General features: G+C 52.7%; 25 protein-coding genes. 12 read left to right on the top strand and 13 right to left on the bottom strand.

The window, feature by feature from the left end:
• The first annotated feature begins 365 nt into the window (after positions 1-365).
• The 9 genes from gabD (at position 366) to rpsD (ending at position 12,300) form a co-directional block, all read left to right on the top strand.
• Positions 366-1,823 (top strand): NADP-dependent succinate-semialdehyde dehydrogenase, encoded by a 1,458-nt coding sequence (gabD, locus tag HOJ08_02295; protein MBT5672268.1) that lies wholly within the window; start codon positions 366-368, stop codon positions 1,821-1,823.
• A gap of 37 nt (positions 1,824-1,860) precedes the next feature.
• Positions 1,861-3,213, top strand: coding sequence for a glutathione-disulfide reductase (gene gor / locus HOJ08_02290; GenBank protein ID MBT5672267.1), 1,353 nt, complete (start codon positions 1,861-1,863; stop codon positions 3,211-3,213).
• Positions 3,214-3,255: 42 nt separating this feature from the next.
• The gene (locus HOJ08_02285) at positions 3,256-4,335 is read left to right on the top strand and encodes a TauD/TfdA family dioxygenase (protein MBT5672266.1); all 1,080 of its coding nucleotides are present in this window, start codon (positions 3,256-3,258) and stop codon (positions 4,333-4,335) included.
• 172 nt (positions 4,336-4,507) lie between these two features.
• Positions 4,508-5,893 carry a 3-deoxy-7-phosphoheptulonate synthase class II gene (locus HOJ08_02280; GenBank protein ID MBT5672265.1) on the top strand — a complete coding sequence of 462 codons (1,386 nt, stop codon included), beginning with the start codon at positions 4,508-4,510 and terminating at the stop codon, positions 5,891-5,893.
• Between the two features lie 79 nt (positions 5,894-5,972).
• On the top strand, positions 5,973-7,643 hold the full coding sequence (locus HOJ08_02275; GenBank protein MBT5672264.1) for an NAD+ synthase: 1,671 nt from the start codon (positions 5,973-5,975) through the stop codon (positions 7,641-7,643).
• Positions 7,644-7,702: 59 nt separating this feature from the next.
• The gene (locus HOJ08_02270) at positions 7,703-9,130 is read left to right on the top strand and encodes a cysteine--tRNA ligase (GenBank protein MBT5672263.1); all 1,428 of its coding nucleotides are present in this window, start codon (positions 7,703-7,705) and stop codon (positions 9,128-9,130) included.
• A complete protein-coding gene (locus tag HOJ08_02265) occupies positions 9,127-10,740 on the top strand; it encodes a citramalate synthase (GenBank protein ID MBT5672262.1) in 1,614 nt (537 codons plus the stop codon). Before HOJ08_02270 ends, HOJ08_02265 begins: the two co-directional genes overlap by 4 nt.
• Positions 10,741-10,758: 18 nt before the next feature.
• Positions 10,759-11,517, top strand: coding sequence for an RNA methyltransferase (locus HOJ08_02260; protein MBT5672261.1), 759 nt, complete (start codon positions 10,759-10,761; stop codon positions 11,515-11,517).
• 168 nt (positions 11,518-11,685) lie between these two features.
• Positions 11,686-12,300, top strand: coding sequence for a 30S ribosomal protein S4 (gene rpsD / locus HOJ08_02255; GenBank protein ID MBT5672260.1), 615 nt, complete (start codon positions 11,686-11,688; stop codon positions 12,298-12,300).
• Positions 12,301-12,372: 72 nt separating this feature from the next.
• Here the strand turns inward: rpsD and grxD are convergent, their stop codons facing one another.
• The 7 genes from grxD to HOJ08_02220 form a co-directional block, all read right to left on the bottom strand.
• Complete coding sequence (gene grxD / locus HOJ08_02250; GenBank protein MBT5672259.1) at positions 12,373-12,732, bottom strand: Grx4 family monothiol glutaredoxin; 360 nt, start codon at positions 12,730-12,732, stop codon at positions 12,373-12,375.
• Positions 12,733-12,770: 38 nt separating this feature from the next.
• Positions 12,771-13,010: a BolA family transcriptional regulator gene (locus tag HOJ08_02245; GenBank protein ID MBT5672258.1), complete on the bottom strand. Its 240-nt coding sequence runs from the start codon at positions 13,008-13,010 to the stop codon at positions 12,771-12,773.
• A 13-nt stretch (positions 13,011-13,023) separates the two neighbouring features.
• On the bottom strand, positions 13,024-15,225 hold the full coding sequence (gene purL, locus HOJ08_02240) for a phosphoribosylformylglycinamidine synthase subunit PurL (GenBank protein ID MBT5672257.1): 2,202 nt from the start codon (positions 15,223-15,225) through the stop codon (positions 13,024-13,026).
• Positions 15,225-15,914: a phosphoribosylformylglycinamidine synthase subunit PurQ gene (gene purQ / locus HOJ08_02235; protein MBT5672256.1), complete on the bottom strand. Its 690-nt coding sequence runs from the start codon at positions 15,912-15,914 to the stop codon at positions 15,225-15,227. Before purQ ends, purL begins: the two co-directional genes overlap by 1 nt.
• A gap of 33 nt (positions 15,915-15,947) precedes the next feature.
• Complete coding sequence (gene purS / locus HOJ08_02230; protein MBT5672255.1) at positions 15,948-16,190, bottom strand: phosphoribosylformylglycinamidine synthase subunit PurS; 243 nt, start codon at positions 16,188-16,190, stop codon at positions 15,948-15,950.
• A 5-nt stretch (positions 16,191-16,195) separates the two neighbouring features.
• Complete coding sequence (locus HOJ08_02225) at positions 16,196-16,960, bottom strand: phosphoribosylaminoimidazolesuccinocarboxamide synthase (protein ID MBT5672254.1); 765 nt, start codon at positions 16,958-16,960, stop codon at positions 16,196-16,198.
• A 134-nt stretch (positions 16,961-17,094) separates the two neighbouring features.
• Entirely contained in the window at positions 17,095-17,859 is a 765-nt protein-coding gene (locus HOJ08_02220) for a hypothetical protein (protein MBT5672253.1), read from the bottom strand.
• 120 nt (positions 17,860-17,979) lie between these two features.
• On the opposite strand from HOJ08_02220, the gene HOJ08_02215 reads away from it, so the two are divergent.
• Positions 17,980-18,306, top strand: a complete 327-nt coding sequence (locus HOJ08_02215; protein MBT5672252.1) for a DUF1476 domain-containing protein — start codon at positions 17,980-17,982, stop codon at positions 18,304-18,306.
• 13 nt (positions 18,307-18,319) lie between these two features.
• Here HOJ08_02215 and HOJ08_02210 read toward each other — a convergent pair whose 3' ends face one another.
• From HOJ08_02210 to HOJ08_02185, 6 genes are all read right to left on the bottom strand, one after another.
• Positions 18,320-19,612 carry an adenylosuccinate lyase gene (locus HOJ08_02210; protein ID MBT5672251.1) on the bottom strand — a complete coding sequence of 431 codons (1,293 nt, stop codon included), beginning with the start codon at positions 19,610-19,612 and terminating at the stop codon, positions 18,320-18,322.
• 53 nt (positions 19,613-19,665) lie between these two features.
• The gene (gene radC / locus HOJ08_02205; protein ID MBT5672250.1) at positions 19,666-20,346 is read right to left on the bottom strand and encodes a DNA repair protein RadC; all 681 of its coding nucleotides are present in this window, start codon (positions 20,344-20,346) and stop codon (positions 19,666-19,668) included.
• A gap of 21 nt (positions 20,347-20,367) precedes the next feature.
• Positions 20,368-21,201 (bottom strand): type I methionyl aminopeptidase, encoded by an 834-nt coding sequence (gene map / locus HOJ08_02200; protein ID MBT5672249.1) that lies wholly within the window; start codon positions 21,199-21,201, stop codon positions 20,368-20,370.
• A 6-nt stretch (positions 21,202-21,207) separates the two neighbouring features.
• The gene (gene sfsA / locus HOJ08_02195; protein MBT5672248.1) at positions 21,208-21,951 is read right to left on the bottom strand and encodes a DNA/RNA nuclease SfsA; all 744 of its coding nucleotides are present in this window, start codon (positions 21,949-21,951) and stop codon (positions 21,208-21,210) included.
• A gap of 86 nt (positions 21,952-22,037) precedes the next feature.
• A complete protein-coding gene (locus tag HOJ08_02190; protein ID MBT5672247.1) occupies positions 22,038-23,822 on the bottom strand; it encodes an EAL domain-containing protein in 1,785 nt (594 codons plus the stop codon).
• A gap of 244 nt (positions 23,823-24,066) precedes the next feature.
• Entirely contained in the window at positions 24,067-24,726 is a 660-nt protein-coding gene (locus HOJ08_02185) for a helix-turn-helix domain-containing protein (GenBank protein ID MBT5672246.1), read from the bottom strand.
• A gap of 113 nt (positions 24,727-24,839) precedes the next feature.
• Between HOJ08_02185 and HOJ08_02180 the strand changes: the two genes are divergently transcribed.
• Together HOJ08_02180 and HOJ08_02175 are read left to right on the top strand one after the other, a co-directional pair.
• Positions 24,840-25,346, top strand: a complete 507-nt coding sequence (locus HOJ08_02180) for a hypothetical protein (protein ID MBT5672245.1) — start codon at positions 24,840-24,842, stop codon at positions 25,344-25,346.
• Between the two features lie 121 nt (positions 25,347-25,467).
• Entirely contained in the window at positions 25,468-25,779 is a 312-nt protein-coding gene (locus HOJ08_02175) for a hypothetical protein (GenBank protein MBT5672244.1), read from the top strand.
• The last annotated feature ends 131 nt before the right edge of the window (positions 25,780-25,910 follow it).

The raw sequence follows: 25,910 nt of genomic DNA, 5'->3' as shown, positions 1-25,910 counted from the left end.
TTGATCGCCTTGGCTGCACCCGTCTGTCTTGTCTGCGATTTCTGTTTCATCTTCATTCCCCTTCGGGTCATTACGATGTGCCAGAAACCCTCTCTTATGCAATGCCCCTAATCTGTCCCATAGGCGCTGACGTTAGACAATGTCAATCAATACTTACTTACGTCAGTAAGCATAACTGTTGTTTTGGTCTGGCGGGCAGTCTCTGGCGGGGGCACGGGCAGGTTATCTTTTCCGGGCTGTTTATTGCGGTTAACAGGCGGGGGGTCGGGCGGTATAGTGGCGCAAATTTTTAAAGGGCCAGCATTCGTGCGCGGGCCGTTTATCACCCTTATTTATGTACGACCCTTCATACGAGAGGACGCTTGATGAAACTCAAGGACAAAAGCCTGTTTCGCCAGAAATGTTATGTGGATGGCCAGTGGATTGATGCCGATGATGGCAAGACCTTTGCGGTCAACAATCCAGCCAACAACCGCAAATTGGGCACGGTGCCGAGCCTGGGCCAGAAACAAACCCGTGCCGCCATCAAGGCCGCCAACGCGGCATGGCCCGCATGGCGTGCCAAAACCGCCAAGGAACGCGGGGCCATTTTGCATAAATGGTATAAGTTGATGATCGATAATGCCGATGACCTGGCCACGATCATGACGCTGGAACAGGGCAAGCCATTGGCCGAAGCCAAGGGCGAGGTGGTCTATGCTTCATCGTTCATCGAATGGTTTTCAGAAGAAGCCAAGCGCGTCTATGGCGACACCATCCCCGAAAACGTACCGGGCCGGCGCATTGTGGTGACCAAAGAGCCCATCGGTGTGGTTGCCGCCATTACGCCATGGAATTTCCCATCGGCCATGATCACGCGCAAAGCCGCACCGGCATTGGCCGCGGGCTGCACCGTGGTGTGCCGCCCCGCATCACAGACGCCGTATTCGGCCTTTGCGCTGGCGGAACTGGCCCATCGGGCAGGCATTCCCAAAGGCGTGTTCAATGTGGTGACGGGATCGGCCGGCGTGCAGGGGGCGGAATTGACATCGAACCCTATCGTTCGCAAGCTGTCGTTCACCGGGTCCACGGAAATTGGCAAATTGCTGATGGCCCAATGTGCGGCCACGGTAAAGAAAACATCCATGGAATTGGGCGGCAATGCGCCGTTCATCGTGTTTGATGATGCCGATCTGGATGCCGCCGTTCAGGGTGCGCTGGCATCGAAATATCGCAACACCGGGCAGACTTGCGTTTGTGCCAACCGCATTTTGGTTCAAGACAAGGTCTATAACGCCTTTACCAAGAAACTGGTGGCGGCGGTGAAGAAGCTGAAGGTGGGTGATGGGATGAAACCCGGCATGACCCAAGGCCCGATGATTGATATGAAGGGCGTGGAAAAGGTCGAAGAACACATTGCCGATGCCGTTTCCAAGGGCGGCAAGGTTTTGACCGGGGGCAAACGCCACAAACTGGGCGGGTCTTTCTTCCAGCCGACCGTGATTGGCAATGCCAACACCAAGATGATGGTGGCAAAAGAAGAAACCTTTGGCCCCATGGCGCCGATTTTCCGGTTCAAGACCGAAGCACAGGCCATCAAAATGGCCAATGATACGGAATTCGGCCTTGCTGCGTATTTCTATGCCCGCGACGTTGGCCGGGTATGGCGGGTGGCCGAAGCATTGGAATATGGCATCGTTGGCATTAACGAAGGCATCATTTCAACCGAGGTCGCGCCCTTTGGCGGGGTCAAGGAATCGGGCACAGGCCGGGAAGGGTCTCATTACGGCATCGATGAATTTGTCGAAGTTAAATACATGTGCATGGGAGGCGTCGGCGCATAAGCGCCGGGTTGACCGTGGCGCATAAGGCGGCCTGTTAATGTCTGGATACGATTATGATCTGTTCACCATTGGTGCGGGGTCCGGCGGGGTTCGGGCTGCGCGGTTGGCGGGCGGGCTTGGCAAACGATCGGGGCTGGCCGAAGCATGGACTGTTGGCGGCACCTGTGTGCACCGGGGCTGTGTGCCAAAGAAATTCTATGTCTTTGCATCCCATTATGGCCACGATATCGAAGATGCCGCCGCTTATGGCTGGACGGTTGAGGGGGTCAAGTTTGATTGGCCAACCTTGGTGGCCGCCAAGAAAAAGGAACTGAGCCGACTGGAAGGGATTTATGACGGCGTGCTGGATAACGCCAATGTCGATCTTTTCAAGGGGCGCGCCGTTTTGGAAGATGCTCACACGGTGCGCATCGGCGATCAAACGATCAGGGCCGAAAACATCATCATTTCTACCGGCGGCACGCCCTTTGTGCCAGACATGCCGGGGGCAGAACTGGCCATCACGTCTAACGAAATTTTTGATTTGGACGACTTTCCCAAACGTCTGGTGATCAACGGTGCGGGCTACATTGCGCTTGAATTTGCCTGCATCTTTGCGGGGCTTGGGGCGGATGTTGCCGTGGTGTACCGGGGCGATATGCCGCTTCGGGGCTTTGATGACGATGTGCGCAAGGCTGTGCATCGCGAAATGACAGAAAAAGGCGTGACCTTCCGGTTTGAAAGCAACATTTCAGGTTTGGAAAAAAGCGGCGATGGCTTGCGCGTTCAATTGGATGATGGGGAAAGCATCGATTGTGATCAGGTGCTGGTGGCTACGGGCCGCGTGCCCAACACCGATGGTCTGGGGTTGGAAGCGGCCGGAGTTGGCATGGCTAAAAACGGTGCAGTCATCGTTGATGATTATTCAAAAAGCCAGGTGCCCCATATTTTTGCCATTGGCGATTGTACTGATCGGGTCAACCTGACCCCGGTTGCCATTCATGAAGCGGTCTGTTTGATCGAAACCCTGTTCAAAGACAACCCGACCATACCGGACCATGAATTTATCCCAACAGCCGTCTTTACCCAGCCGCCCGTGGGCACCGTTGGGTTGACAGAATTGCAAGCGCGGGAAAAATTCCCAGACGTAGATATTTACCGGGCAGAATTTCGGCCTTTGAAGCACACGATTTCGGGTAGAGCTGAAAAGGTTATGATCAAAACCATTGTCGATGGCGCGACAGACCGGGTTTTGGGCATTCATATGGTTGGCATGGATGCGGGCGAAGTCATCCAAGCTCTTGGGATTGCTGTGAAATCCGGCCTGACCAAGGCGCAGATGGATGCCACCATGGCGGTGCATCCCACCACAGCAGAAGAACTTGTTTTGATGTATGATAAGATATCGTAGTATTATTGCACCTCAGGCGGAGACTATCTGGGAGTGATTTAAATGACCGATATCAAACAAACTTGGGTACCCGCACCGCGCGGGCGCGACGCGGCGGTTTTAAACCAGCCCATAGAAGACCCGGCGGGGTGGCGTGCCGAAGACCTTCAGGGCACGGACCGATTTATCTATCAATTGTCTGATGCGGAAATATCAGAAATTTTTGATGCCGTTGACCGGTTTGAAAAAAGCGGCGCGGAATTAAAAGATCTGGACCGCGATGGATTTCAGCTTCCAAAATTTTCCGCTGTGATGGCCGAAATTAGAGACGAGCTGATGGAAGGCCGGGGCTTTGGCTTCCTGCGCGGCTTGCCCGTAGAAGGCCGGACCATTGCGCAAAATGCCATCGCCTTTTGGGGGTTGGGTGTTTATATGGGCACCCCGGTGCCCCAAAATGCCAAGGGCCATTTGCTGGAGCATGTCAAAGATGCCGGCGGTGACATCAATACCCCAACCGGGCGCGGATACAATTCTGCTAATGAGCTTGGCTTTCATGCAGACAGCTGTGAGCTTTTATCTTTGATGTGCCTGTGCCCCTCAAAATCTGGCGGACAGCACCGGATTGTCAGTTCCGTGACGGTCTATAATGAAATGTTGGCCCGCCGACCTGAATTGGCCCGTGAACTCGCGTTTCGGTTTTATCGATCCCGGCGCGGCGAAATTCCTCCTGGCGAGGATGCCTTTTTACGCCAGCCCGTGTTCAGCGTCACGGATGGATATTTTTCGGCGCGGGGGGCATCAAGTACTATCGAGCGTGCCCAGAAATTGCCGGGGGTAGAAAAACTGACCCCGGCCCAGCGTGAAGCGATTGATTTTTATCAGGCGCTTTCGGGCGAGCTTGCCATGGATGTGGATTTTCAGTTGGGCGATATTTCATTCGTGCTCAACCATGTGGCCCTGCACGCACGCACGGCCTATGAAGACTGGCCCGAACCTGACCGCAAACGCCACTTGATGCGTCTATGGATCAACATTGATTGTGAACGCCCGATCCATCCAGAAATCATCCATCAGATGATTGGGATCGTGCCTGATCCGGGCGAAGCGCTGAAAACACCACTGGAAATGACCCCGGTTACCTAAAATCTGGGGAAGCCGCTTGATTCCATAAGGTTTTTAACCTTTGCCCATATTTTTGAGGGTATAGGGGGCCTGTGGATAAGGTCGTCCGTTTCGCTGGAATTATCAGGAAAAGGGGGCTATAAACCGCCTCTCGGTCCAAGGGGGCCGAATTTGAACAAATGTAGGACGGATCATGGCCGCCAAATGGACGCCATCAAGCTGGCGCGATAAGCCAATTCTTCAACAGCCCCAGTGGCCCGATCAGGGCGAGCTTGAGGCGGTTGAGGACAAGCTCGCCTCATACCCGCCGCTGGTGTTTGCAGGCGAAGCGCGCAGGCTGACCGAACAATTGGGCGGGGTTGCCGAAGGCAAGGCCTTCTTGTTGCAAGGGGGCGATTGCGCCGAAAGTTTTGCAGAATTCCATCCCGACAATATCCGCGATACATTTCGGGTGCTGTTGCAGATGTCGGTGGCGCTGACCTATGGCGCCAGCTGCCCCGTGGTCAAGGTTGGCCGCATGGCGGGCCAATTTGCGAAACCCCGTTCAGACGATTTTGAAACCATCGACGGTGTCAGCCTGCCCAGCTATCGCGGTGACATGGTCAATGCCATGGAATTTACGGAACCATCAAGGCGTCCCGATCCGGATCGTTTGATACAGGCCTATAGCCAGTCTGCATCAACCCTTAATCTTTTGCGGGCCTTTGCCCAGGGTGGCTATGCCGATTTGCACCGGGTTCACCGTTGGAACCTTGGCTTTGTTGAAAACAGTTCTGAAGGACAAAAATATCAGGAACTGGCCGATCGCATTGATGACACCCTTGGCTTTATGGAAGCCTGTGGTTTGACATCGGAAACTGCCCCCCAAATTCGGGAAACCGATTTTTATACATCTCATGAAGCGTTGTTGTTGGGATATGAACAAGCCCTGACCCGCATCGATTCCCTGACGGGTGAATGGTATGACTGTTCCGCCCATATGTTGTGGATCGGGGATCGAACCCGCCAGGCCGATAACGCCCAGGTGGAATTCTTGCGCGGCGTGAATAATCCGTTGGGCATGAAAGCGGGCCCAACCATGGAACCCGATGATTTGTTGCACCTGATTGATACGTTAAATCCTGAAAACATTGCCGGTCGCATCACCATTATTGCGCGGATGGGCCATGATCAGGTGGAAACGCGTCTGCCTAAACTGGTGCGTGCCATCAAGGCGGAGGGCCGTAAAGTGGTCTGGGCCTGTGATCCCATGCATGCCAATACGGTGAAATCCTCCAGCGGGTACAAGACCCGGCATGTGGATCGTATTCTGGAAGAGGTAACAGGCTTCTTCAATGTTCATGCGGCCGAGGGGACCCATGCCGGTGGCGTGCATTTTGAAATGACCGGCCAAGACGTGACCGAATGTGTTGGTGGTGCTCAGGCCATTCCTGAATCTGGTCTGGGTGCGCGCTATCACACCCATTGCGACCCGAGGCTTAATGCTTCACAGGCATTGGAGCTTGCATTTGTGATTGCCGAAATGCTGAAGAAAGAACGCCAGGTTAACGGCAATCCACGAATTATGGCAGTATCCTGATACGGGCGTTTCCTTGTGGCGGACTGCGGGGAATGCCCGCAACCGATAAACAAATGAATGCTCGTGAAGTGATGAACCCATGAATAAAACCCCAAATGAAACGCTGAGCATTGGGCTCGCCCAAGTTAATCCCACCGTCGGTGATCTGGACGGCAACCGGGATATGATCTTGGCTGCCCATGATCTGGCCGGGGCAAAAGGCTGTGATCTGGTGGTGTTCCCTGAACTGGTTGTTTCTGGCTATCCGCCGGAAGATCTGGTTCTAAAACCCATTTTTCTGGATGGCGTTGTTCAAACCGTGGAAGAACTGGCCAAAGCCACCCAATCTGGCCCGGCCATGATTGTTGGTGCACCCTGGCGTGTGGATGGATCGGTGTATAATGCAGCGCTTTTTCTGGCCGATGGCGCGGTTGCGGCGGTGGTTCAAAAGAATGACCTTCCCAATTACGGGGTATTTGATGAAGTGCGGGTTTTTGCACCGGGACCCATGCCCAAACCCATCACCTTTAAAGGCACCCGCCTTGGGGTCATGGTATGCGAAGACATGTGGGGCAAAGGCCCGGCACAAGCCTTAAAAGAACAGGGTGCGGAAATTCTGATTGTTATCAATGGCTCCCCCTATGAACTGGACAAGGGTGATGAGCGTCTCTCTCTTGCCCGTGCGCGGGCATCGGAAACCGGGCTTGGGTTGGTTTATGTAAACCAGGTCGGTGGCCAGGATGAACTGGTTTTCGATGGGGCCAGTTTTGTCATCAATGCCGATGGCGGCCAGATGGCAGGGCTTCAAAGTTTTGCATCGGATTTCGCAGTTGTTTCCTGCAAAAGCGATGGCACAAAATTCGTTCCAGACCAGGTGGCATGTGCCGCCCCGGTGGAAGGATTGTCTGGCATCTATCAGGCCATGGTGTTGGGGCTTCGCGATTATGTGAACAAAAATTCTTTCAAAGGCGTTTTGATCGGGCTTTCGGGGGGGATTGATTCCGCCCTTTCCGCCTTGGTTGCCGTTGATGCCTTGGGCGCAGACCGGGTCCATTGCGTGATGATGCCATCCCCCTATACATCCCAGGACAGCCTTGATGATGCAGGCGCGCTGGCCAAAGCGCTTGATATGCGGCTGGACAGCATTGCCATTGATCCGGCCATGGCGGCATTCGATGCCATGCTGGCAGACAGCTTTGCGGGCCTTGATGGGGATACGACAGAAGAAAACATACAGGCGCGATCACGCGGCATTACCTTGATGGCACTTTCCAATAAATTTGGATACATGGTTTTATCGACGGGGAACAAGTCGGAAATGTCGGTGGGCTATGCCACCCTTTATGGCGATATGTGCGGCGGGTATTCGGTCTTGAAGGATGTCTACAAAACGACCGTGTTCGCACTCAGCCGGTGGCGCAATGAAAACTGCCCCGAAGGTGCCATGGGTCCCAAGGGTTCGGTGATGGCTGAGCGCATTATTACCAAGCCACCATCGGCGGAATTGAAGCCCGATCAGACCGATCAGGATAGCCTGCCGCCCTATGATGTGTTGGATGATATATTGAACGACTTGATCGAAGGGGATATGGCAATATCCGAGATCACAGCAAGGGGTTATGACCGTGAGATGGTGTTGCGGGTTTGGCGGATGGTGAATATTGCAGAATACAAGCGTCGTCAAGCCCCGCCGGGGGTGAAAATTACGCGCCGTGCCTTTGGTCGTGAACGGCGGTATCCCATTACCAATTCTTTCACAGGTCATAAGTGATAAAAGAAATGACCCGGATTTGCAGAAATGTTGCCAAACAGAGAAATGGATAGAAACCAGTGACGTTAAAACTACACAACACCCTTACCCGGAAGAAAGAGGATTTTGTGCCTCTCGATCCGAACCACGTGCGCATGTATGTCTGTGGGCCAACGGTCTATGACCGGGCGCATATCGGTAATGCACGCCCGGTGGTGGTGTTTGATGTTTTGTACCGTCTGCTGAAAGTACTTTATCCCGCCCCGGCCGTGGTGACCTATTGCCGCAACATCACGGATATCGATGATAAAATCATGAATGCTGCTGCGGAATCTGGCGTTTCTATAGAAACGCTGACGCAGGAAACGACGAATGCCTTTCATGAAGACATGGCTGCCCTTGGCGCGTTGCCGCCGGATGTAGAACCGCGTGCCACAGCACACATCCCCCAGATGATCGCCATGATCGAATGTTTGATCACCAATGGCTATGCCTATGCAGAAGAAGGCCACGTGTTGTTCAACGTGCCTGCCATGGAAAAATATGGCCAACTTGCCAATCGGGACATGCGTGAAATGATCGCCGGTGCCCGGGTGGATGTGGCACCGTACAAGAAAGACCCGTGTGATTTTGTGTTATGGAAACCATCCAGTGATGACCAACCCGGTTGGGATAGCCCATGGGGGCGGGGACGTCCGGGCTGGCACATCGAATGTTCGGCCATGTCAAAGGCCCATCTGGGCGAAAGCTTTGATATCCATGGTGGCGGGCTCGATCTGATCTTTCCCCACCACGAAAACGAAATTGCCCAAAGCACCTGCGCCCATGGCGATGCGCCTTTTGTGCGCTACTGGATGCATAACGGGTATCTGACGGTAAACGGCGAAAAAATGTCAAAATCTGTTGGCAATTTTTTCACGGTCGAAGACCTGTTGTCCAAAGCACCGGGGGAAGCCCTTCGTTTGTTCCTGCTGAAAAGCCATTACCGCGCCCCGCTCGATTTCACGGAAACCGGCTTAAAAGAGGCCGTGACCAATCTGGACCGTTGGTACCGGGCATTGAAGGAAGCGGATGTGGCGCTGAATTTATCGAAAAATGAAAAACGGGCCTCTGCGCTGAATGCGGCCGAGCCTTCACCTGAAATTATGGCGGCGCTGTCTGATGATTTGAATACGGCCCTTGCTGTCACGCAACTGAATGCGGATGCCGATGCGGTGTTTGAGGCGCTTGCATCGGGGGATAGAAAGACACTTCGTTACAAGCTGGAAATCCTGCTGTCTGCTGGAAATATGCTGGGGCTTTTGCAGGGCGATCCGGAAGCGTGGTTTAAAACCGGTGATGTTGGCCTCTATGATGAGGCAGCGATTATGGACCTGATCGAACAGCGCATGGCGGCCCGTGCCGATAAGGATTTTGCCGAGGCGGATCGTATCCGTGACGAATTGCTGGAAAACGGTATCATGTTAGAAGACAAACCAGACGGCACCATCTGGAGGCGCGCAGGATGAGCGATAAAAAGAACAAAAACGATGACAATCGGGTTTATCTGTACGATTGCACGCTGCGTGATGGCGCCCAAACCCAGGGCGTAGATTTCAACGTCAATGACAAGGTGGCCATTGCATTGGCGCTGGATGAATTGGGCGTGGATTACGTTGAAGGCGGTTGGCCCGGTGCCAACCCGACCGATAATGCCTTTTTTGCCGAAGCACCGGACCTTATCAACGCCAAGTTTACAGCCTTTGGGATGACGCGGCGTGCCGGGCGCAGTGCGGATAATGACCCCGGTCTGACAGCCTTGTTTGGCACCAAAGCGCGGGTTGTTTGCATGGTGGGCAAAACCTGGGATTTTCAGGTGGATATTGCCTTGGGCATCGCTAAGGATGAAAACGTTGCCATGATTTCAGACAGCGTGGCAATCGCTGTTAAAAAAATGGATGAGGTTTTGTTTGATGCCGAGCATTTTTTTGATGGTTATAAAGCAAACCCCGATTATGCCCTTGAATGTGTGAAGGCGGCCTATGACGCCGGTGCCCGTTGGGTCGTGCTGTGTGACACCAATGGCGGCACCTTGCCCCATGACGTTGAGGCCATCATCAAAGTCGTGACCAAGACCATTCCCGGCCACCATCTTGGCATCCATTGCCATAATGACACCGAAAATGCGGTCGCTAATTCTTTGGCGGCAGTGTGCGCCGGTGTGCGTCAGGTCCAAGGCACCATTAATGGTCTGGGGGAGCGCTGTGGCAATGCCAATTTGATCTCTATCCTGCCCAGTTTGATGTTGAAGATGGGATTTGATACGGGCATCAACCCCGATCATTTGACGCGCCTAACCCATGTTTCAAGGGTGTTGGATGAACGGCTTAACCGGGCACCCAACCGCCATGCGGCCTATGTTGGCGAAGCCGCCTTTGCCCATAAGGGGGGGCTGCATGTTTCTGCGGTGGAAAAAGACCCGCGCTGTTATGAACACATCCCGCCGGAAACCGTTGGCAACAACCGCACCATTGTGGTTTCCGATCAGGCCGGACGGGCCAACATTTTGTTTCGTCTGCGCGAAGTTGGCATAGAGATAGAAGCCAATGACAAACGGATTGCAACGCTGGTCGAAGACGTTAAAGCCCGGGAATATGAGGGGTATTCCTATGATGGTGCAGAGGCAAGTTTTGAGCTTTTGGCGCGCCGTGCCCTGGATTCGGTGCCGGAATATTTCCGGCTGTCATCGTTTCGGGTACTGGATGAACGGCGCTGGAATGCGAAGGGCGAATTGATCACCCTGTCAGAAGCCACCATCAAAGTTGCGGTGAAGGGTGCCCATGGCATGACCGTTTCTGAAGGCAATGGCCCGGTCAATGCGTTGGACAACACATTACGTAAGGCATTGTTGCCCGCCTATGCAGAGCTGGAAGATATGCGCCTTGTCGATTACAAGGTGCGCATCCTGTCTCCGGGCGAAGGCACCATGGCGGTAACCCGTGTGGTGATCGAAAGCGTTGATGGTAAGGGCCGGCGTTGGTCGACCGTTGGGGTTTCGACCAACGTGATTGATGCATCGTTTAATGCCTTGAACGATGCCATTACGTATAAGCTGTTCGTAGAAGGCGCCAAGGCCTGATTGCGGGCCTGCATTGTTATGACAGATTCCAAAACTTTGATTGAACCCATTATCATTCTTGTTCATCCCCAAATTGGGGAAAACATCGGTGCCACTGCGCGCGCCATGCTCAATTGCGGATTGACCCGAATGCGTCTGGTGCGCCCACGGGAATTTTGGCCCAATGAAAAGGCCCAAGCCACGGCGGCCGGTGCAGATGTTGTGTTGGAGGGTGCCGAGGTGTTTACAAATCTGGAAGATGCGGTTGCAGACATCCATCATCTATATGCAACCACCGCCAGACCCCGGGACATGGTGAAGCCTACGTATGAGCCGCGCAAAGCCGTTTCAGAAATTCAAACGGCACTGAACGGCGGGGCTGAGGTCGGGATTCTATTCGGTGCGGAACGCTCTGGCCTTGATAATGATGCAGTGACCCGGTCCGATGCCATCATTGAGGTGCCGACCAATCCAGACTTTTCATCCCTAAATCTGGCTCAGGCCGTTCTGATTTTGGGCTATGAATGGCGAATGGCCCAAATGGTTGCCTCTGACGATATGGCTGATGGGGCCTTGCATCGGGGTGGCGCCCAAACCTTGCCAGCAACCAAAAAAGACCTCGATGGGCTTTTAGATCATTTAATCGGTGAGTTGGATGAAGCTGGATTTCTGCGCCCGCCTGAAAAAAAGCCCACAATGGCGCTTAACATTCGCAACATTTTCACGCGATCTTCGCTTACAGATCAAGAGGTTAGAACTCTCAGGGGTGTTATCACGTCTCTGGTCAAGTTTCGTTAGGAGTGATACCCCCAGGTTCAGGCGGGGATTGATTGACAAAGGGGCCAAGTTGACTATATTGCGCGCTTCTTCTTGGGAATGAAGGGTGTTAAGCCCTCTTCTTCGTCGTTTTAGCGATTGGGGAATAACCAGGACAATAATAACACCATAAACACGGGTATTGAGAACATGAGCAAGCGACTATCGTCGAAGTATAAGATTGACCGACGTCTTGGAGTGAATCTCTGGGGTCGGGCCAAAAGCCCCATCAACAAGCGCGACACCGGACCTGGCGAACATGGCCAGCGGCGTTTCAAGCTGTCTGATTTTGGGGTTCAGTTGCAGGCCAAGCAGAAGCTTAAAGGCTATTATGGGAATGTTGGCGAACGCCAGTTCCGCAGCTATTACAAGGAAGCCGTGCGCCGCAAGGGCGACACCGGAGAAAATCTGGTTGGTCTTCTTGAAAGCCGGTTGGATGCGCTGATTTATCGGATGAAATTTGTCCCCACAGTTTTTGCCGCACGCCAATTCGTCAGCCACGGACATGTCCGGGTGAATGGCAAGCGCGTCACAATCCCTTCCTATCAGGTCAAGGTGGGTGACGAGGTTGATATTAAGGAAAAATCCCGCGAATTGCCTTTGGTTTTGGAAGGCGTGGAATCGGGAGAACGTGAAATTCCTGAATATGTATCTGTTGACCATAACAAGATGAAAGGGTCTCTGGTTCGTATTCCCCAATTGGCTGAGATACCTTATGCGGTCCAGATGGAACCCAACCTGGTTATCGAATTTTATTCTCGCTAACCAGCTTCTGTTTCAAGCGAATACAAAAAGGGCCGCCCAATGGGCGGCCCTTTTTTTGATCTTGTGTCGGTTTTATTCGGCTTCAGGCGCGCCTTCGGGTGCGGTAACGGCAATCCCTTTTTCTGTCATCACCTGGTGCAATTCCCCGGATTCGTACATTTCACGGATGATGTCACAGCCACCAATGAATTCGCCTTTGACGTAAAGCTGGGGAATGGTTGGCCAGCTTGAAAATGATTTAATGCCTTCGCGAATTTCGGCATCGGCCAGAACATCGATCCCCTTAAACTTGGCGCCCATCAGGGACAAGACTTGGACCACGGTCGAAGAAAATCCACATTGTGGAAAAACCGGTGTCCCTTTCATGAACAAGACAACATCGTTGCTGGTTACTTCTTCTTTGATTTGGTCATGGGCTGGATTATCGGTCATGGCACTATCCTTCAGCAGAGGTCGTTAACGTGGACGGTTTAAGAATTGTTCGGGGCGCTGGTTTTCAGCGCAAGCGCATGAAGTTCTGCCCCCATGCGACCCTGAAGCGCAGTATAGATCATTTGGTGCTGGGCTACCCTGGATTTTCCTTCAAAAGACGCAGAAACCACGGTGGCGGCATAATGATCCCCATCACCAGCTAAATCCTGAATGGTCACTTCGGCATCGGGCAGGGCTTCTTTGATCAGGGTTTCAATTTCTGATGGGTCCATTGCCATAACGGGGTAATCCTTATTTTGTTTTGCCGGCCATATAGGCGGGCAACCAGTCTTCATGGGCAGATTTGAGCCGTTCTATGGATATGGTATCGCTACCTTCCAGTGTCAATGCCGCACCGCCAGTTACCCCGATCACGGTTGCCCGAACGCCTGCCTTTTCGGCGCGCTTTAACATAGCGCTACTGTCATCGGTGGTCAGGATATAGCGGCCCTGATCTTCGCCAAACAGCCAGCCGTGCAGTGGAACATCAGATGTTGGCGCATTTAACGTGCAGCCAATATTGGATTGAATGGCCATTTCTGCGACCGCCACCAGCAATCCGCCGTCGGAAACATCATGGCACGCATCCACCGTTTGAGACCTTATTTCGCCGCGCACGAAATCGCCATTTTTCCGTTCAATGGCAAGATCAACGGCGGGCGGCGGGCCATCGGTTCGGCCATCGATTTCACGCAAATATGCGGAACAGCCAAGATGCCCTTTGGTATCACCGATTAAAATGATGTCTTGATTGGCGCCAGAATATGCCATGGCAACGGTCTGGTCTAGATCATCAATTAATCCAACAGCGCCAATGGTGGGGGTTGGTAATATGCCCGTGCCATTGGTTTCATTGTAGAAAGAGACATTGCCGGACACGACGGGGAAATCAAGGGCAAGGCAGGCATCGCGGATGCCTTCGACGGCATCTGCAAATTGGCCCATAATTTCCGGGCGTTCGGGATTGCCAAAATTCATGTTGTCTGTGATGGCAAGCGGCAAGGCCCCGACAGCGGTCAGATTGCGCCAGCTTTCAGCAACGGCCTGAGCAGCCCCGGTCTCAGGATGGGCACCGCAATAGCGTGGATTGCAATCGGTCACCATGGCGAGCCCCCGGTTTGAGTCATGGATACGGACAATGGCTGCATCGCCGCCCGGGCGGGCAACGGTATCGGCCATAACCATGTGATCATACTGTTCCCAAATCCAGCGTTTGGAACAGATATCAGGGGATGCCAAAATTTGTTCAAGACATGCCAGGGGATCGGCGGGCAGGGGAACGTCCGCCGCATTGATGGGTTCTGGCAGGGGCGTTGATTTGGTTGGGCGGTCATAGATGGGAGCAGCTTCGGCCAGGGGATCAATGGGCAGGTCTGCAACCATTTTACCGTCCTGCTTCAGGACCATGCGTCCGGTATCGGTCAGGTGGCCAATGACAGCAAAATCCAGTTCCCATTTATCGAAGATGCGTTTGGCAATCGCTTCCTTGTCGGGTTCCAGGACCATCAACATCCGTTCCTGGCTTTCTGACAGCATAATTTCGTATGCAGACATGGCCGTTTCACGAACAGGGACCTGATCGAGATCAAGTTCAACCCCGACGCCCCCCTTTGATGCCATTTCAAAAGCCGAAGATGTCAGCCCAGCCGCACCCATATCCTGAATGCCGATAATGATGTCTTCTGCCATCAATTCAAGGCAGGCTTCGATCAACAGCTTTTCGGTAAAGGGGTCACCGACCTGAACCGTTGGGCGTTTGGCGTCGGTGTCTTCGTCAAATTCTGTGCTGGCCATTGTGGCCCCATGGATGCCATCGCGGCCTGTTTTGGACCCAACGTAAACGACAGGATTTCCAATGCCGGTTGCAGTGGCGTAAAAGATGCGGTCGGCCTTCGCAATGCCAACGGTCATGGCATTGACCAAATTGTTGCCGTTATAGCCCTCTTCAAATTCGCAACTGCCGCCAACGGTGGGAACCCCAACACAATTGCCATACCCGCCAATACCGGCAACCACGCCGGAAACCAGATGACGGGTTTTGGCATTTTCAGGGTCCCCAAAGCGCAAGGCGTTCAGGTTGGCAACGGGCCGTGCCCCCATGGTGAATACATCGCGTAAAATGCCGCCAACACCGGTTGCGGCCCCTTGATAGGGTTCAATAAAGGATGGGTGATTGTGGCTTTCCATCTTGAAGACAGCAGCCAAGCCTTCGCCAATATCAATGACGCCAGCGTTTTCGCCAGGGCCACAGATTACCCATGGGGCTTCGGTGGGTAGGCGACGCAGCCATTTTCGGGATGATTTATAGGAACAATGTTCGCTCCACATGACGGAGAAAATACCCAGTTCCGTGATGTTGGGCTCACGCCCCATAATGTCCAGCACGCGGGCATATTCATCCTCGCTCAAACCATGGCTTTTGACAATTTCAGGCGTGATTTCGGATGTTGCCATTAGCCCAGTGCCTCCAAAAGGCCTTCAAACAATGGTTTGCCATCGATTCCAGAAAGCATGGCATCGGCAAGGCGTTCGGGATGGGGCATCATGCCAAGGACATTGCCCGTGGCGTTATAAACGCCTGCAATGTTGCCAGCGGAACCATTGGGATTTGCCCCGGGGCTTGGATTGCCTGCTGCATCGACGTAACGGAAGGCCACCTGGCCTTCGCCTTCAATGCGCGCCAGTGTTTCCGGGTCGGCGTAATAATTGCCATCATGATGGGCAACGGGAATGCGGATGACCTGGTCTTTGGCATAGTGTCCGGTAAAGGGGGGGCTGGATTGTTCTACTTTTAAGAATACGTCACGACAGATAAAGCGCAGGCTGGCATTGGGCATTAACACACCGGGAAGAAGGCCCGCTTCGGTCAGAATTTGAAATCCGTTGCAAATGCCAAGGACAGCAACGCCGGCATCTGCCCTGCGTTTAACTTCGATCATGGCGGCTGAATTGGCGGCCATGGCACCACAGCGAAGATAATCCCCATATGAAAATCCGCCGGGAATGGTGATCAGGTCAACGTCAGGGAAATTGCTTTCCTGATGCCAGACCATCACTGGCTTTTCACCCGTAATGGTCGAGAGCGCGACTTCTATGTCGCGGTCGCAATTGGATCCTGGGAAAACAATAACGGCCGATTTCATAGCTGTTCTTCAATGTTCATAAAATTTGATGGTTTAGCCATCCAGCTCGATCGCATAATCTTCAATAACGGTGTTGGCAAGAAGCCGTTCACACATTTCTTCTACCCGGGCCCGTGCGGCCGTGGCATCGGTATCGCCCAATTCCAATTCGATGAATTTTCCCTGACGGACATTAGAGACGTCTGAGAATCCAAGCGACGATAAAGAAGTGGCAATGGCTTTTCCTTGTGGATCAAGGACGCCGTTTTTAAGGGTGACGTGAACGCGCGCAATCATTTTAGTTACTGTATCGCCTCGGTCCCTTGATGATCACTTGGTCCACCTTCAGGCAAAATGCCCAGGCGGCGCGCAACTTCCTGATAGGCTTCTTCGACCTTGCCCATATCACGGCGGAAGCGGTCTTTGTCCATTTTTTCATCGGTTTCAAGGTCCCACAGGCGGCAGCTGTCGGGGCTGATTTCATCGGCGAGCACGACACGCATTTCTTCGCCATCATACCAGCGACCGTATTCCAGCTTGAAATCCACCAATCGGATGCCAATGCCCTGAAACAGACCCGTCATGAAATCGTTGATCCGAAGCGACATATTGACGATTTCGTCCAGTTCACGATGGGTGGCCCAGTTGAACGCCGTGACATGTTCTTCGCTGATGATGGGATCGCCCAGTTCATCGTTTTTTAGATAATATTCAAGAATAGAACGGGGCAGTGGGGTGCCTTCTTCAATGCCAAGGCGTTTTGAAAGGGTGCCTGCTGCGATATTGCGGATAACCACCTCAACCGGAATGATTTCGACTTCGCGGACCAATTGTTCGCGCATGTTGAGACGCTTTATGAAATGGGTCGGAATGCCAATTTCCGCAATGCGGGTCATCAAAAGCTCTGAAATGCGGTTGTTCAACACGCCCTTTCCAGTGATGGTGCCTTTTTTCTGGTTGTTAAAGGCCGTGGCGTCATCCTTGAAATACTGAACGATGGTACCGGGCTGGGGGCCTTGGAAAAGGACCTTGGCTTTGCCTTCATAAATTTGTTTTCGGCGGCTCATGATGTGTTTTGCCTATAGAGGGCCACCGTATCGGTGGCGGCTGAAATTGGAAGTGTGATGTATAGCACAATCGGGGATCAAGACAATGCCAGGGAAGCGGATATAAGGTGATTTAGGGCCCAAAATCTAAAGGTCTATGACAAATCTGTGAGGGTATAGGGCGCGGTTCCGGGTTGGGCACCGCAGAACAGCCAGATTGGTTTGATTTTCCCCGATATGGCAGTTTCTACAGACGGTAAGGCGATCAGGGAACTTGAAACCGTGCCATAGCCCCCATCATCTGCAATGGACATGGCCGCCCTAGGCCCGGATTGGGGGGTGGGTTGCCCACCGGCCATCAATGCCTCCCAATCTGACCAATCCCCGCCATCTTCAGGGGTGGGGGCTGTGGCGCTCTCAAATCGGGGAAGCCAAGCATCGATCCGTTCATGGGAACGATCATTTAAGTCTTTGATGGTCAACATGGAGACCCCGATGGGGATGGGCGCACTTGAAACCGGGCCGGACCCAGTGCTTTTTAGCCAAAATGCATCCCGGTTATCAGCAATGAGAAGATTAAACGGGCGATAAGCGGTTCCATCAATTTGACTAAGGTGCATGGCGGCCTGATCGGCATCGGCATGATCTAGGGCTTCGAGCACCAATTCGCCTCGGCTGCGTTTGTCAGGTACGGGGCCAAGGGAGCCCTCACGGTTCATAACCCCGGCCACAAGCCCGGAATCGTTGAGCCCCAGCCATGTCCCGCCGGCAACAGCATCTGCTCCAGCAACCACGTTTTCCCGGTCATCCCAGTGCCGTGCAGGTGGATGCCAAGCGCGATCGATCCTTTCATCCCGGTTTGCGGCCAGGATCAGGGGCCAGTCATTTTCAGGCCTTCTAAGAATAACAAGGGTACACATAAAAGTTTCGATACCATCTCAGGCGCTGTACGGCTATATATTTGCTCTGTTCTCAGCAGATGATCAAAATGTTGGGGGTCAATTTATCCAAACAGCCGAAGTAAATACGGGAGTAACGCCATGAGTGGTTTTGAAGACAGGGAAAAAGGGTTTGAGGCTAAATTTGGCCATGATCAGGAAACCCGTTTCAAGGTTATGGCGCGCCGTAACCGACTTTTGGGTGAATGGGCCGCCGAACAGATGGGGCTTGGAGATGATCAGATTGACGCCTATGCCAAGGACGTTGTTGCATCTGATTTCGAAAAACCGGGCGAGGACGATGTCGTTGAGAAAGTCCTTGGGGATTTCACAGCGAAGGGTGTTTCCATAACGGAAACAGACCTGCGCAAGAAAATGGATGAATTGGTGTCCATCGCCCATGAACAGATCATGGAATCTGGCAAATAAGCGGGCTTAAGCTTTAGCCGAAGACCCGTTTGAAGATTGTGTCCACATGTTTGGTGTGGAACGCCATATCAAACATTGCCGCAATTTCATCCGCGCTCAGATGCTTGGCAACAGTTTTGTCATTGGTTAGTTCTGCCTGGAAGTCCGTGCCTTCTTCCCAGGCTTTCATGGCGTTTTTCTGCACCGCCGTATAGGCGTCTTCGCGGCTCATGCCTTTTTGGGTCAATTCCAGAAGGACACGCTGGGAATGAACCAGCCCACCCAGGATATCCAAGGTTTTTTGCATGTTCTCAGGGTAGACCACCAGTTTTTCAACGACACTAACCAGACGGTTGAGTGCGAAATCCAGTGTGACGGTGGCGTCCGGGCCGATCATGCGTTCAACAGAAGAATGTGAAATATCGCGTTCATGCCAGAGCGCCACGTTTTCCAGCGCGGGCACCACGGCAGAACGGACCAATCGGGCAAGGCCCGTCAGGTTTTCGGTCAACACCGGATTGCGTTTGTGGGGCATGGCCGAAGAACCCTTTTGGCCCGGAGAGAAAAATTCCTCTACTTCGCGCAGTTCGGTGCGCTGGAGATGGCGAATTTCGGTGGCCAGTCGTTCTACCGATGATGCAATCACGCCAAGGGTTGCAAAGAAATATGCATGTCTGTCCCGGGGAATTACCTGGCTTGAGACAGGCTCAATGGAAAGGCCGAGTTTTTTGGCAACATGGGCTTCAACTGCGGGGTCAATATTGGCAAAGGTGCCAACGGCACCAGAAATCGCGCAGGTGGCGATATCTTCGCGGGCCGCAATCAAGCGGTCGCGGTTGCGGGAGAATTCGGCATAAAAACCAGCAAGCTTAAGCCCGAAGGTGGTGGGTTCAGCATGGATGCCATGACTGCGTCCGACACAAAGGGTCATTTTGTGTTCAATGGCCCGCTTTTTTAGCGCGGCCAGAAGATTGTCGAGATCGTTCAGCAAAATTTCGGATGCCTGATTCAACTGGACAGCAAGGCAGGTATCCAAAACATCCGAGGATGTCATCCCCTGATGCACAAAGCGGGCTTCAGGTCCGACGTTTTCAGCCAAACTGGTTAGAAACGCAATGACATCGTGTTTGGTTTCACGTTCAATTTCATCAATGCGATCAATGTTGAATGCACCGGCTTCTCGCACGGCCTTGGCGGCTTCGTGGGGAATAACGCCAAGTTCTGCTTGGGCATCACAGGCATGAACTTCAATATCAAGCCAGATTTGAAATTTATTTTGGGGTTCCCAGATGTCGACCATTTCAGGTCGGGAATAGCGTGGAATCATGATGTCCTTACGGGGTAAGAGGTGTCAGATAGCATGTGGAAAAGAGGCGCAGTTTACAGCAATCCCATACTTTTAAAACTGGCATGTCCATTTTTGCCAATGATCAGATGATCATGTAGCACAATTCCGAGTTTTCTACCGATTTCCTTTATTTCATCGGTTATTTCAATATCGTTTTTGGACGGTGCCGGATCGCCTGATGGGTGATTGTGAACCATGATAATGGCCGACGCGTTTAGTTCAAGTGCCCGCTTGATGACCTCACGGGGATAGACCGGCGTGTGATCAACGGTGCCTGTTTGCTGCACTTCATCCGTGATGAGGATGTTTTTCCGGTCAAGAAACAGGATACGGAACTGCTCTATTTGTTCCCGCGCCATGGCTGTGGTGCAGTAATCCAGCAATTGCAGCCATGATGAAAGAATGGGTTTATCCAAAATTTGCATCCGGGCAAGGCGGATGGCCGCTGCTTGCACCGATTTGAGCGCCACAACCGTGCTGTCGCCAGCGCCGGAGATTTCCTTGATTTCAGATGCATCTGCAAAAATCAGTTCAGAAAACCCACCAAAACGATTGATCAATGCCTTGGCCAGGGGTTTGACGTCGGTTCTGGGCAATGCATTGAAAAGCAGGAGCTCAACCAGTTCGTAATCAGAAAACCCGGTCCCCAGATCGCTGAGAAACCGGTTTTTTAGACGTTGCCTGTGGCCGTGATAATGTTCGCTGTTTGCCATGTGTTTTTCCAGCCCTGGTAATCAGCAGTCATACGGTGGGCAGTCAAATCCCTTTGGCGAAAGCGTGAAAATTTCACAGCCATCTTTCGTGACACCAATAGAATGTTCAAACTGGGCAGAAAGCGAACGATCCTTTGTGACTGCCGTCCAGCCATCTGACAAAATCTTTACGTCAAATTTCCCCGTATTGATCATGGGCTCAATGGTAAAAAACATGCCCTCTCTAATGGCAAGGCCTTCGCCCGGGTTCCCAAAATGGAGGATATTGGGCGGCGTATGAAAAACCTTGCCAAGGCCATGGCCACAGAAATCCTGTACGACTGAATAACGGTTTGCTTCGGCCAGGGTCTGGATGGCATGGCCGATATCGCCAAGGGTGGCGCCCGGGCGGATGGCATCAATGCCGCGCATCATGGCCCCATGGGTGGTTTCCACCAGTTTGCGTGCTTTTACGCTGGGCTTTCCCACATAAAACATGCGCGACGTATCACCATGCCAGCCATCAACAATGGGGGTGACGTCAATGTTGATGATGTCGCCATCTTGCAGGTATTTTTTTTCATCGGGGATGCCGTGGCAAACAACATGATTGACCGATGTGCAAATGGATTTTGGGAACCCGCGATAACCAAGCGGTGCAGAAATGCCATCGTGATCAATGATGAATTCAGCGCATAGGCGGTCCAGATCAGCGGTGCTTGCGCCGGGCTTTACATGGGGGGTTATGAAATCAAGGGTTTGGGCGGCAAGCCGCCCTGCGCGCCGCATGGATTCAAATTCGGCCTCACCATTGATGATGATCTGTCGCTCGCCAGCGACATGGGGCCGTTTGCCAGTAATGTCCATATCGTTCATTTTGTATCATTCATTCGTTACTATCAATTCTTGCTCACTGGTGCGCTTTAACGGTTCGGTAAAGGGCAAGGGGTGATCCAGATAAAGTCCATCTTTTCTGATTTTGCAGACGTAGCACAAGAATTCAACACCCTTGTCTTTGGCCAGTTCCATGGCTGCACCATAGGCCGGGTCGATATCTGCTGCGACAGAAAAACTTGCGCAATCTGCTCTTTGGACAACATACAGCATTACCGCTCTTTCCCCCTTGGTGACAACATCCATGAGCTCATAGAGGTGTTTGGCCCCGCGCGTGGTCACAGAATCAGGGAATTCAGCCCTATTTCCTCGTTTTAGGCTGACATTTTTGACCTCCAGCCAGCAGTCAGCCAGGCCGGGTTCCTTGAGCAGAAAATCACATCGTGAATTTTTCCCATACGCGACTTCGCGGCGCACCGAATTGTAGGCGGCAAGCTCCGAGATCCCTTTTTTAGCCAGCGATTCTTCGACCACCCGGTTGGCATGGGATGTATTAACGTCAACCAAATGCCGTCCCACACGTACCAATTCCCAACTGAAAGGCAGTTTTCGTTTTGGGTTGTCGGAAAGCGAAACCCAGACTTCTGCCCCCGGTTTGGCAAGGCCAGTCATGGCGCCGGGGTTGGCAATATGGGCTGTGATGGTTTCACCAGAAGACAGTTCAATGTCGCTCAGGAATCTTTTGTAGCGGCTGATCAGGCGGCCCTTTTGGAGGGGGGAGTTAAATTTCATGGGCTAAGCTATCACCGGCAGTGCAAAATACAATCGCATTCATCGCCCAGATGTTTAGGCGGCGCGCAAAAGATATGAGGCGTGCCCTATTTTTTCTGGAGCTTCAGGTATTCTTTGGCAAATTCATCCTTGGGGACGGGTTTGCTTATATAAAAACCCTGAATCTCATCGCACCCTGCTTCGCGCAGGAAATCAAGCTGTTCTTTGGTTTCCACACCTTCAGCCACGGCCTGGAGGTGGAGGCTGTGGGCCAGCGCCAGAATGGCCCGGACAATGGCGTCGTCTTCGGGCTTTTTGGTGATGTCATCGATAAAGGCCCGGTCTACTTTTAGCGCATTGATGGGAAACCGTTTGAGATGCCCAAGGGATGAATACCCGGTGCCAAAATCATCGATGGAGATACCAATGCCCATGTTGTTCAATAAACACAGGGTGACCACCGCATCATCGGGATTTTGCATCAAAGAGCTTTCCGTCAATTCAAGCACCAGCTGGTCTGCGGCAAGCCCGGTTTTTTCAAGAATTTGAGTAACGGTCCGCAGCATGTTTTCCTGATGGAATTGCCGAGAGGACAGATTGACGGACATCACAATGGGTGGGCGGCCATCATCGATCCAGGCCTTGTTTTGGGCACATGCCTCTTCCAGAACCCATTCCCCAATGGGAACAATCAGTCCGGATTCTTCGGCGATGGGAATAAACCGTGCTGGTGGCACCAGCCCAAGTTCGGGGTGCTGCCATCTAATCAATGCTTCGGCGCCGACAATTTTATCGTCTTCAAGCCGCATCTGGGGCTGGTAATAGAGGACCAGCTCATCCCTTTCGACAGCACGGCGAAGGTCATTTTCAAGGGTCAACCGCTCAACGGTCGAGGCGTTCATACCATAGGTGTAGAACTGAAAGTGATTTCTGCCTTCTTCTTTGGCACGGTACATGGCGACGTCGGCATTGGTGATCAACGCATTTTTATCAACGCCGTCATTGGGAAAAAGACTGATCCCGATGCTGGCCGTGACGAAGACTTCGTGGCCTTCGATAACCATGGGCCTTGAAAGACATTCTAAAATTTTGTTGGCGACCTTGGCCGCGTCTTGAGCCCCGGTGATGCCAGTCAGGATGGCAATAAACTCATCCCCCCCCAGCCTGGCCAGCGTGTCACTATCGCGCAAGCAGGTTCCAACCCGATCTGCGACATCACGCAACAGTTTGTCGCCGAAGGCATGGCCCAGGGTATCATTGACCATTTTAAAACGATCAAGATCCAAAAGCAGGAGTCCCACCAGGGTTTGTTGGCGGGTCGCTTGGGCAATGGCTTGGGTCAAACGATCCAGCAAAAGCTCGCGGTTGGGAAGTTTGGTAAGATTGTCGTAATTGATCAGCGTTTGAAGGTGATGTTCCGCACCTTTGCGTTCAATGGCATAGCGAATTGCGCGAACCAGCGCCTTGCCGGTGATTTGGCCTTTAATCACGTAATCCTGAGCTCCGAGACGTATCGCTTCCATTGCGGCACCCTCATCTTCTTCTTCGCCATAGATCAGGATCGGCGTCTGGCCCAAAAGCCCATTGATGGTTTCTATGTGTTTGGCAAGCGGCCCGCCATGACAATCAACATCCAGAAGAACGGCATCGAAATGGGTGTTTTTGACAATCTGGGCGACATCATCCAAGCCCTTTACCCATTCAATACGGCAGGGCCCAATGGAATGTTCATTCATGGCCTTTTCAAAATTTTCTTTTTGATTCTGGGTGTCGGCTACCAGCAAAAGGGATAGGTCAGAACTGGATTGGGCAGCCGTCAGGGACACGGGCGCATCACTGGATTCAGAAATCCGGTCTTCCTCGATGATTAAACTGGAGCCTGCCTTGGTCATTTTTTGCCTTTGTTTGTTGGCCGCAGAACGTTGCAACCATACAGAGCGTTTCGGGGCCCCGGATACTAGAATGTATGTAGCGTTGATTGTGCCGGGGAAGCCTTGCTAATTAATTAATGCCAAGGCCTCTGAATTAAGAATTCAGGCTTCATATCCGGCAGTTTTGGGTGAAAATCATTAACGAATCGTAGGCGCTGGGTTGGTGCAGCGCCTTAAACGTTAATTTTATGCCAGATGAAGTAAATCAGGCGCGGCAGTACCGGCGGTGCTCAATGACCGTGCCGATAATAGAACCGGGATGGTCCTTGTCGATGTGCAGGGTCGGCCAGTCTTCGTTCAGGGGCACCAGATCAATGACCGGTTGGCTGTCATCATCTGTCCCCCGGGGACGGTATTTTTTGAATGTGGCTTCTTCTTGGTCATCAAGTTTAGCAACCACCAGATCACCCGGTTGGGGGGGGGTATCGGGGTCGACGATGATTTTATCGCCTTCTTTGAACTCTGTTTCCATAGAGTTGCCGCGGACTTCAAGGGCAAAGGCGCTGGGGCCCGTTGGTTGTTCGCTTACCAGAGAGTCCATGCCACGGCCCGGCGGATAGGCGTCTGTGATCTCACCCCATGATCCAGCGCTGATGTAATCGATGACAGGTACGTTGAATCCTCGGGGCCGAAAGGGGACCGCTTCATCTTCAAGGCCGGAATATTCACCCTCTCCGGTGATCCACGATACCCAGACCCCCAGCGAATCTGCCGCCTGCTGCAGGTGTTTCAGGCTGGGTTTGGTACTACCGTTTTCCCATTGGGCAACGGCCGCGCGGGAAACCCCACAGCAGGTGGCCAATTCCTGCTGGGTCATGGAGGCCCGTTCCCGGGCATCGCGTATGTGTGTTCCGACGTTAATCATAAACACCATAATGATAGAATTACTAACATTTGTCACGAAAAAAAGCTTGAATTAACGATAGAGTAACTTACACTTAGATGTCCATCTATTTTAGTTAGTATCAAGGAGTAACCATGGCACGTTTCAGGATTAATTCAGACGGGGGCAACCATGGGGGGGAAGGACAGGATAAAAAGAATTGGCATGTAAATACGGTGAAGTCGCGGTTGGAAGAGGCAGCCGGTGTGTTGCGTGCCCAGGCCCTTGGCAGTCGGGATCGCCCGGCACAGATTAAGGCCCAATGGCCCGATGTGGTGCAGGAAAGTCTCTCGGCTTATAGCTTCGGTGATGTGCGCAGACGCCCGCCGGTGCCTCTTCCGGCCCAAATTTCACGGGCGGATGAGGCTGTGTGCTGGCTGCTTTGGGCGGCAGAAGAAGAACGCCGAATCCTCTGGGCAAGGGCGGCACGAATTCCCTGGCGACGATTGGAAGAAATGGATGGGCGTTCCCATACCACCCTTCGCGGCATTCAGCGCCGAGGGCTAACGGCCATTACGGTCAGGCTTAATTATGATGCAAATGGGGATGATCACCCGCACGATCCTTGGGGTGTGGAAGCAACCCCGAAAAATAAAAAGTAAATAATACTTGACGGTCTTTATAAAATGAAGTAAGTTTAACTTCTCAATCGGGAACTTCGCCCCCACGGCGGTTCCCGATTTTTTTTATTCCCCGATTCTGATCATTTATGGCGAGGTTCCCATGGCAAAGCGCAATGAAGGCGTTTTGGCAGCTTCGGCTGTCCCACCTGTCTCGAAAAAATCTGTTCAAAAACCCACACTCAAAAAGGCCCCTATAAAAAAGGCAACCCGGAAAACCGCGCCCAAATCAGGCCCGGGCAAAATGCTGGCAAAACCAAAGCATGATCCGGGTGCCGATATCACTCAGCGGTTGGTGGATTTGGCCTGTGATCCCGTTGCCATTATGGCGGCCATCGCCATGGATGAAGAAGCGGATAAACGCCTGCGGTTTTCTGCGGCAAAGGAATTAGCGGGCTATCTGTTGATTGTCTAACGTCAGCGCCTATGGGACAGATTAGGGGCATTGCATAAGAGAGGGTTTCTGGCACATCGTAATGACCCGAAGGGGAATGAAGATGAAACAGAAATCGCAGACAAGACAGACGGGTGCAGCCAAGGCGATCA

This window comes from Rhodospirillales bacterium, from assembly GCA_018666775.1.
Taxonomy (GTDB): Bacteria; Pseudomonadota; Alphaproteobacteria; order SMXQ01; family SMXQ01; genus JABIXC01.
Note: the sequence above shows the minus strand (reverse complement) of the source record. Positions and strands in the feature narration are given on the sequence as shown.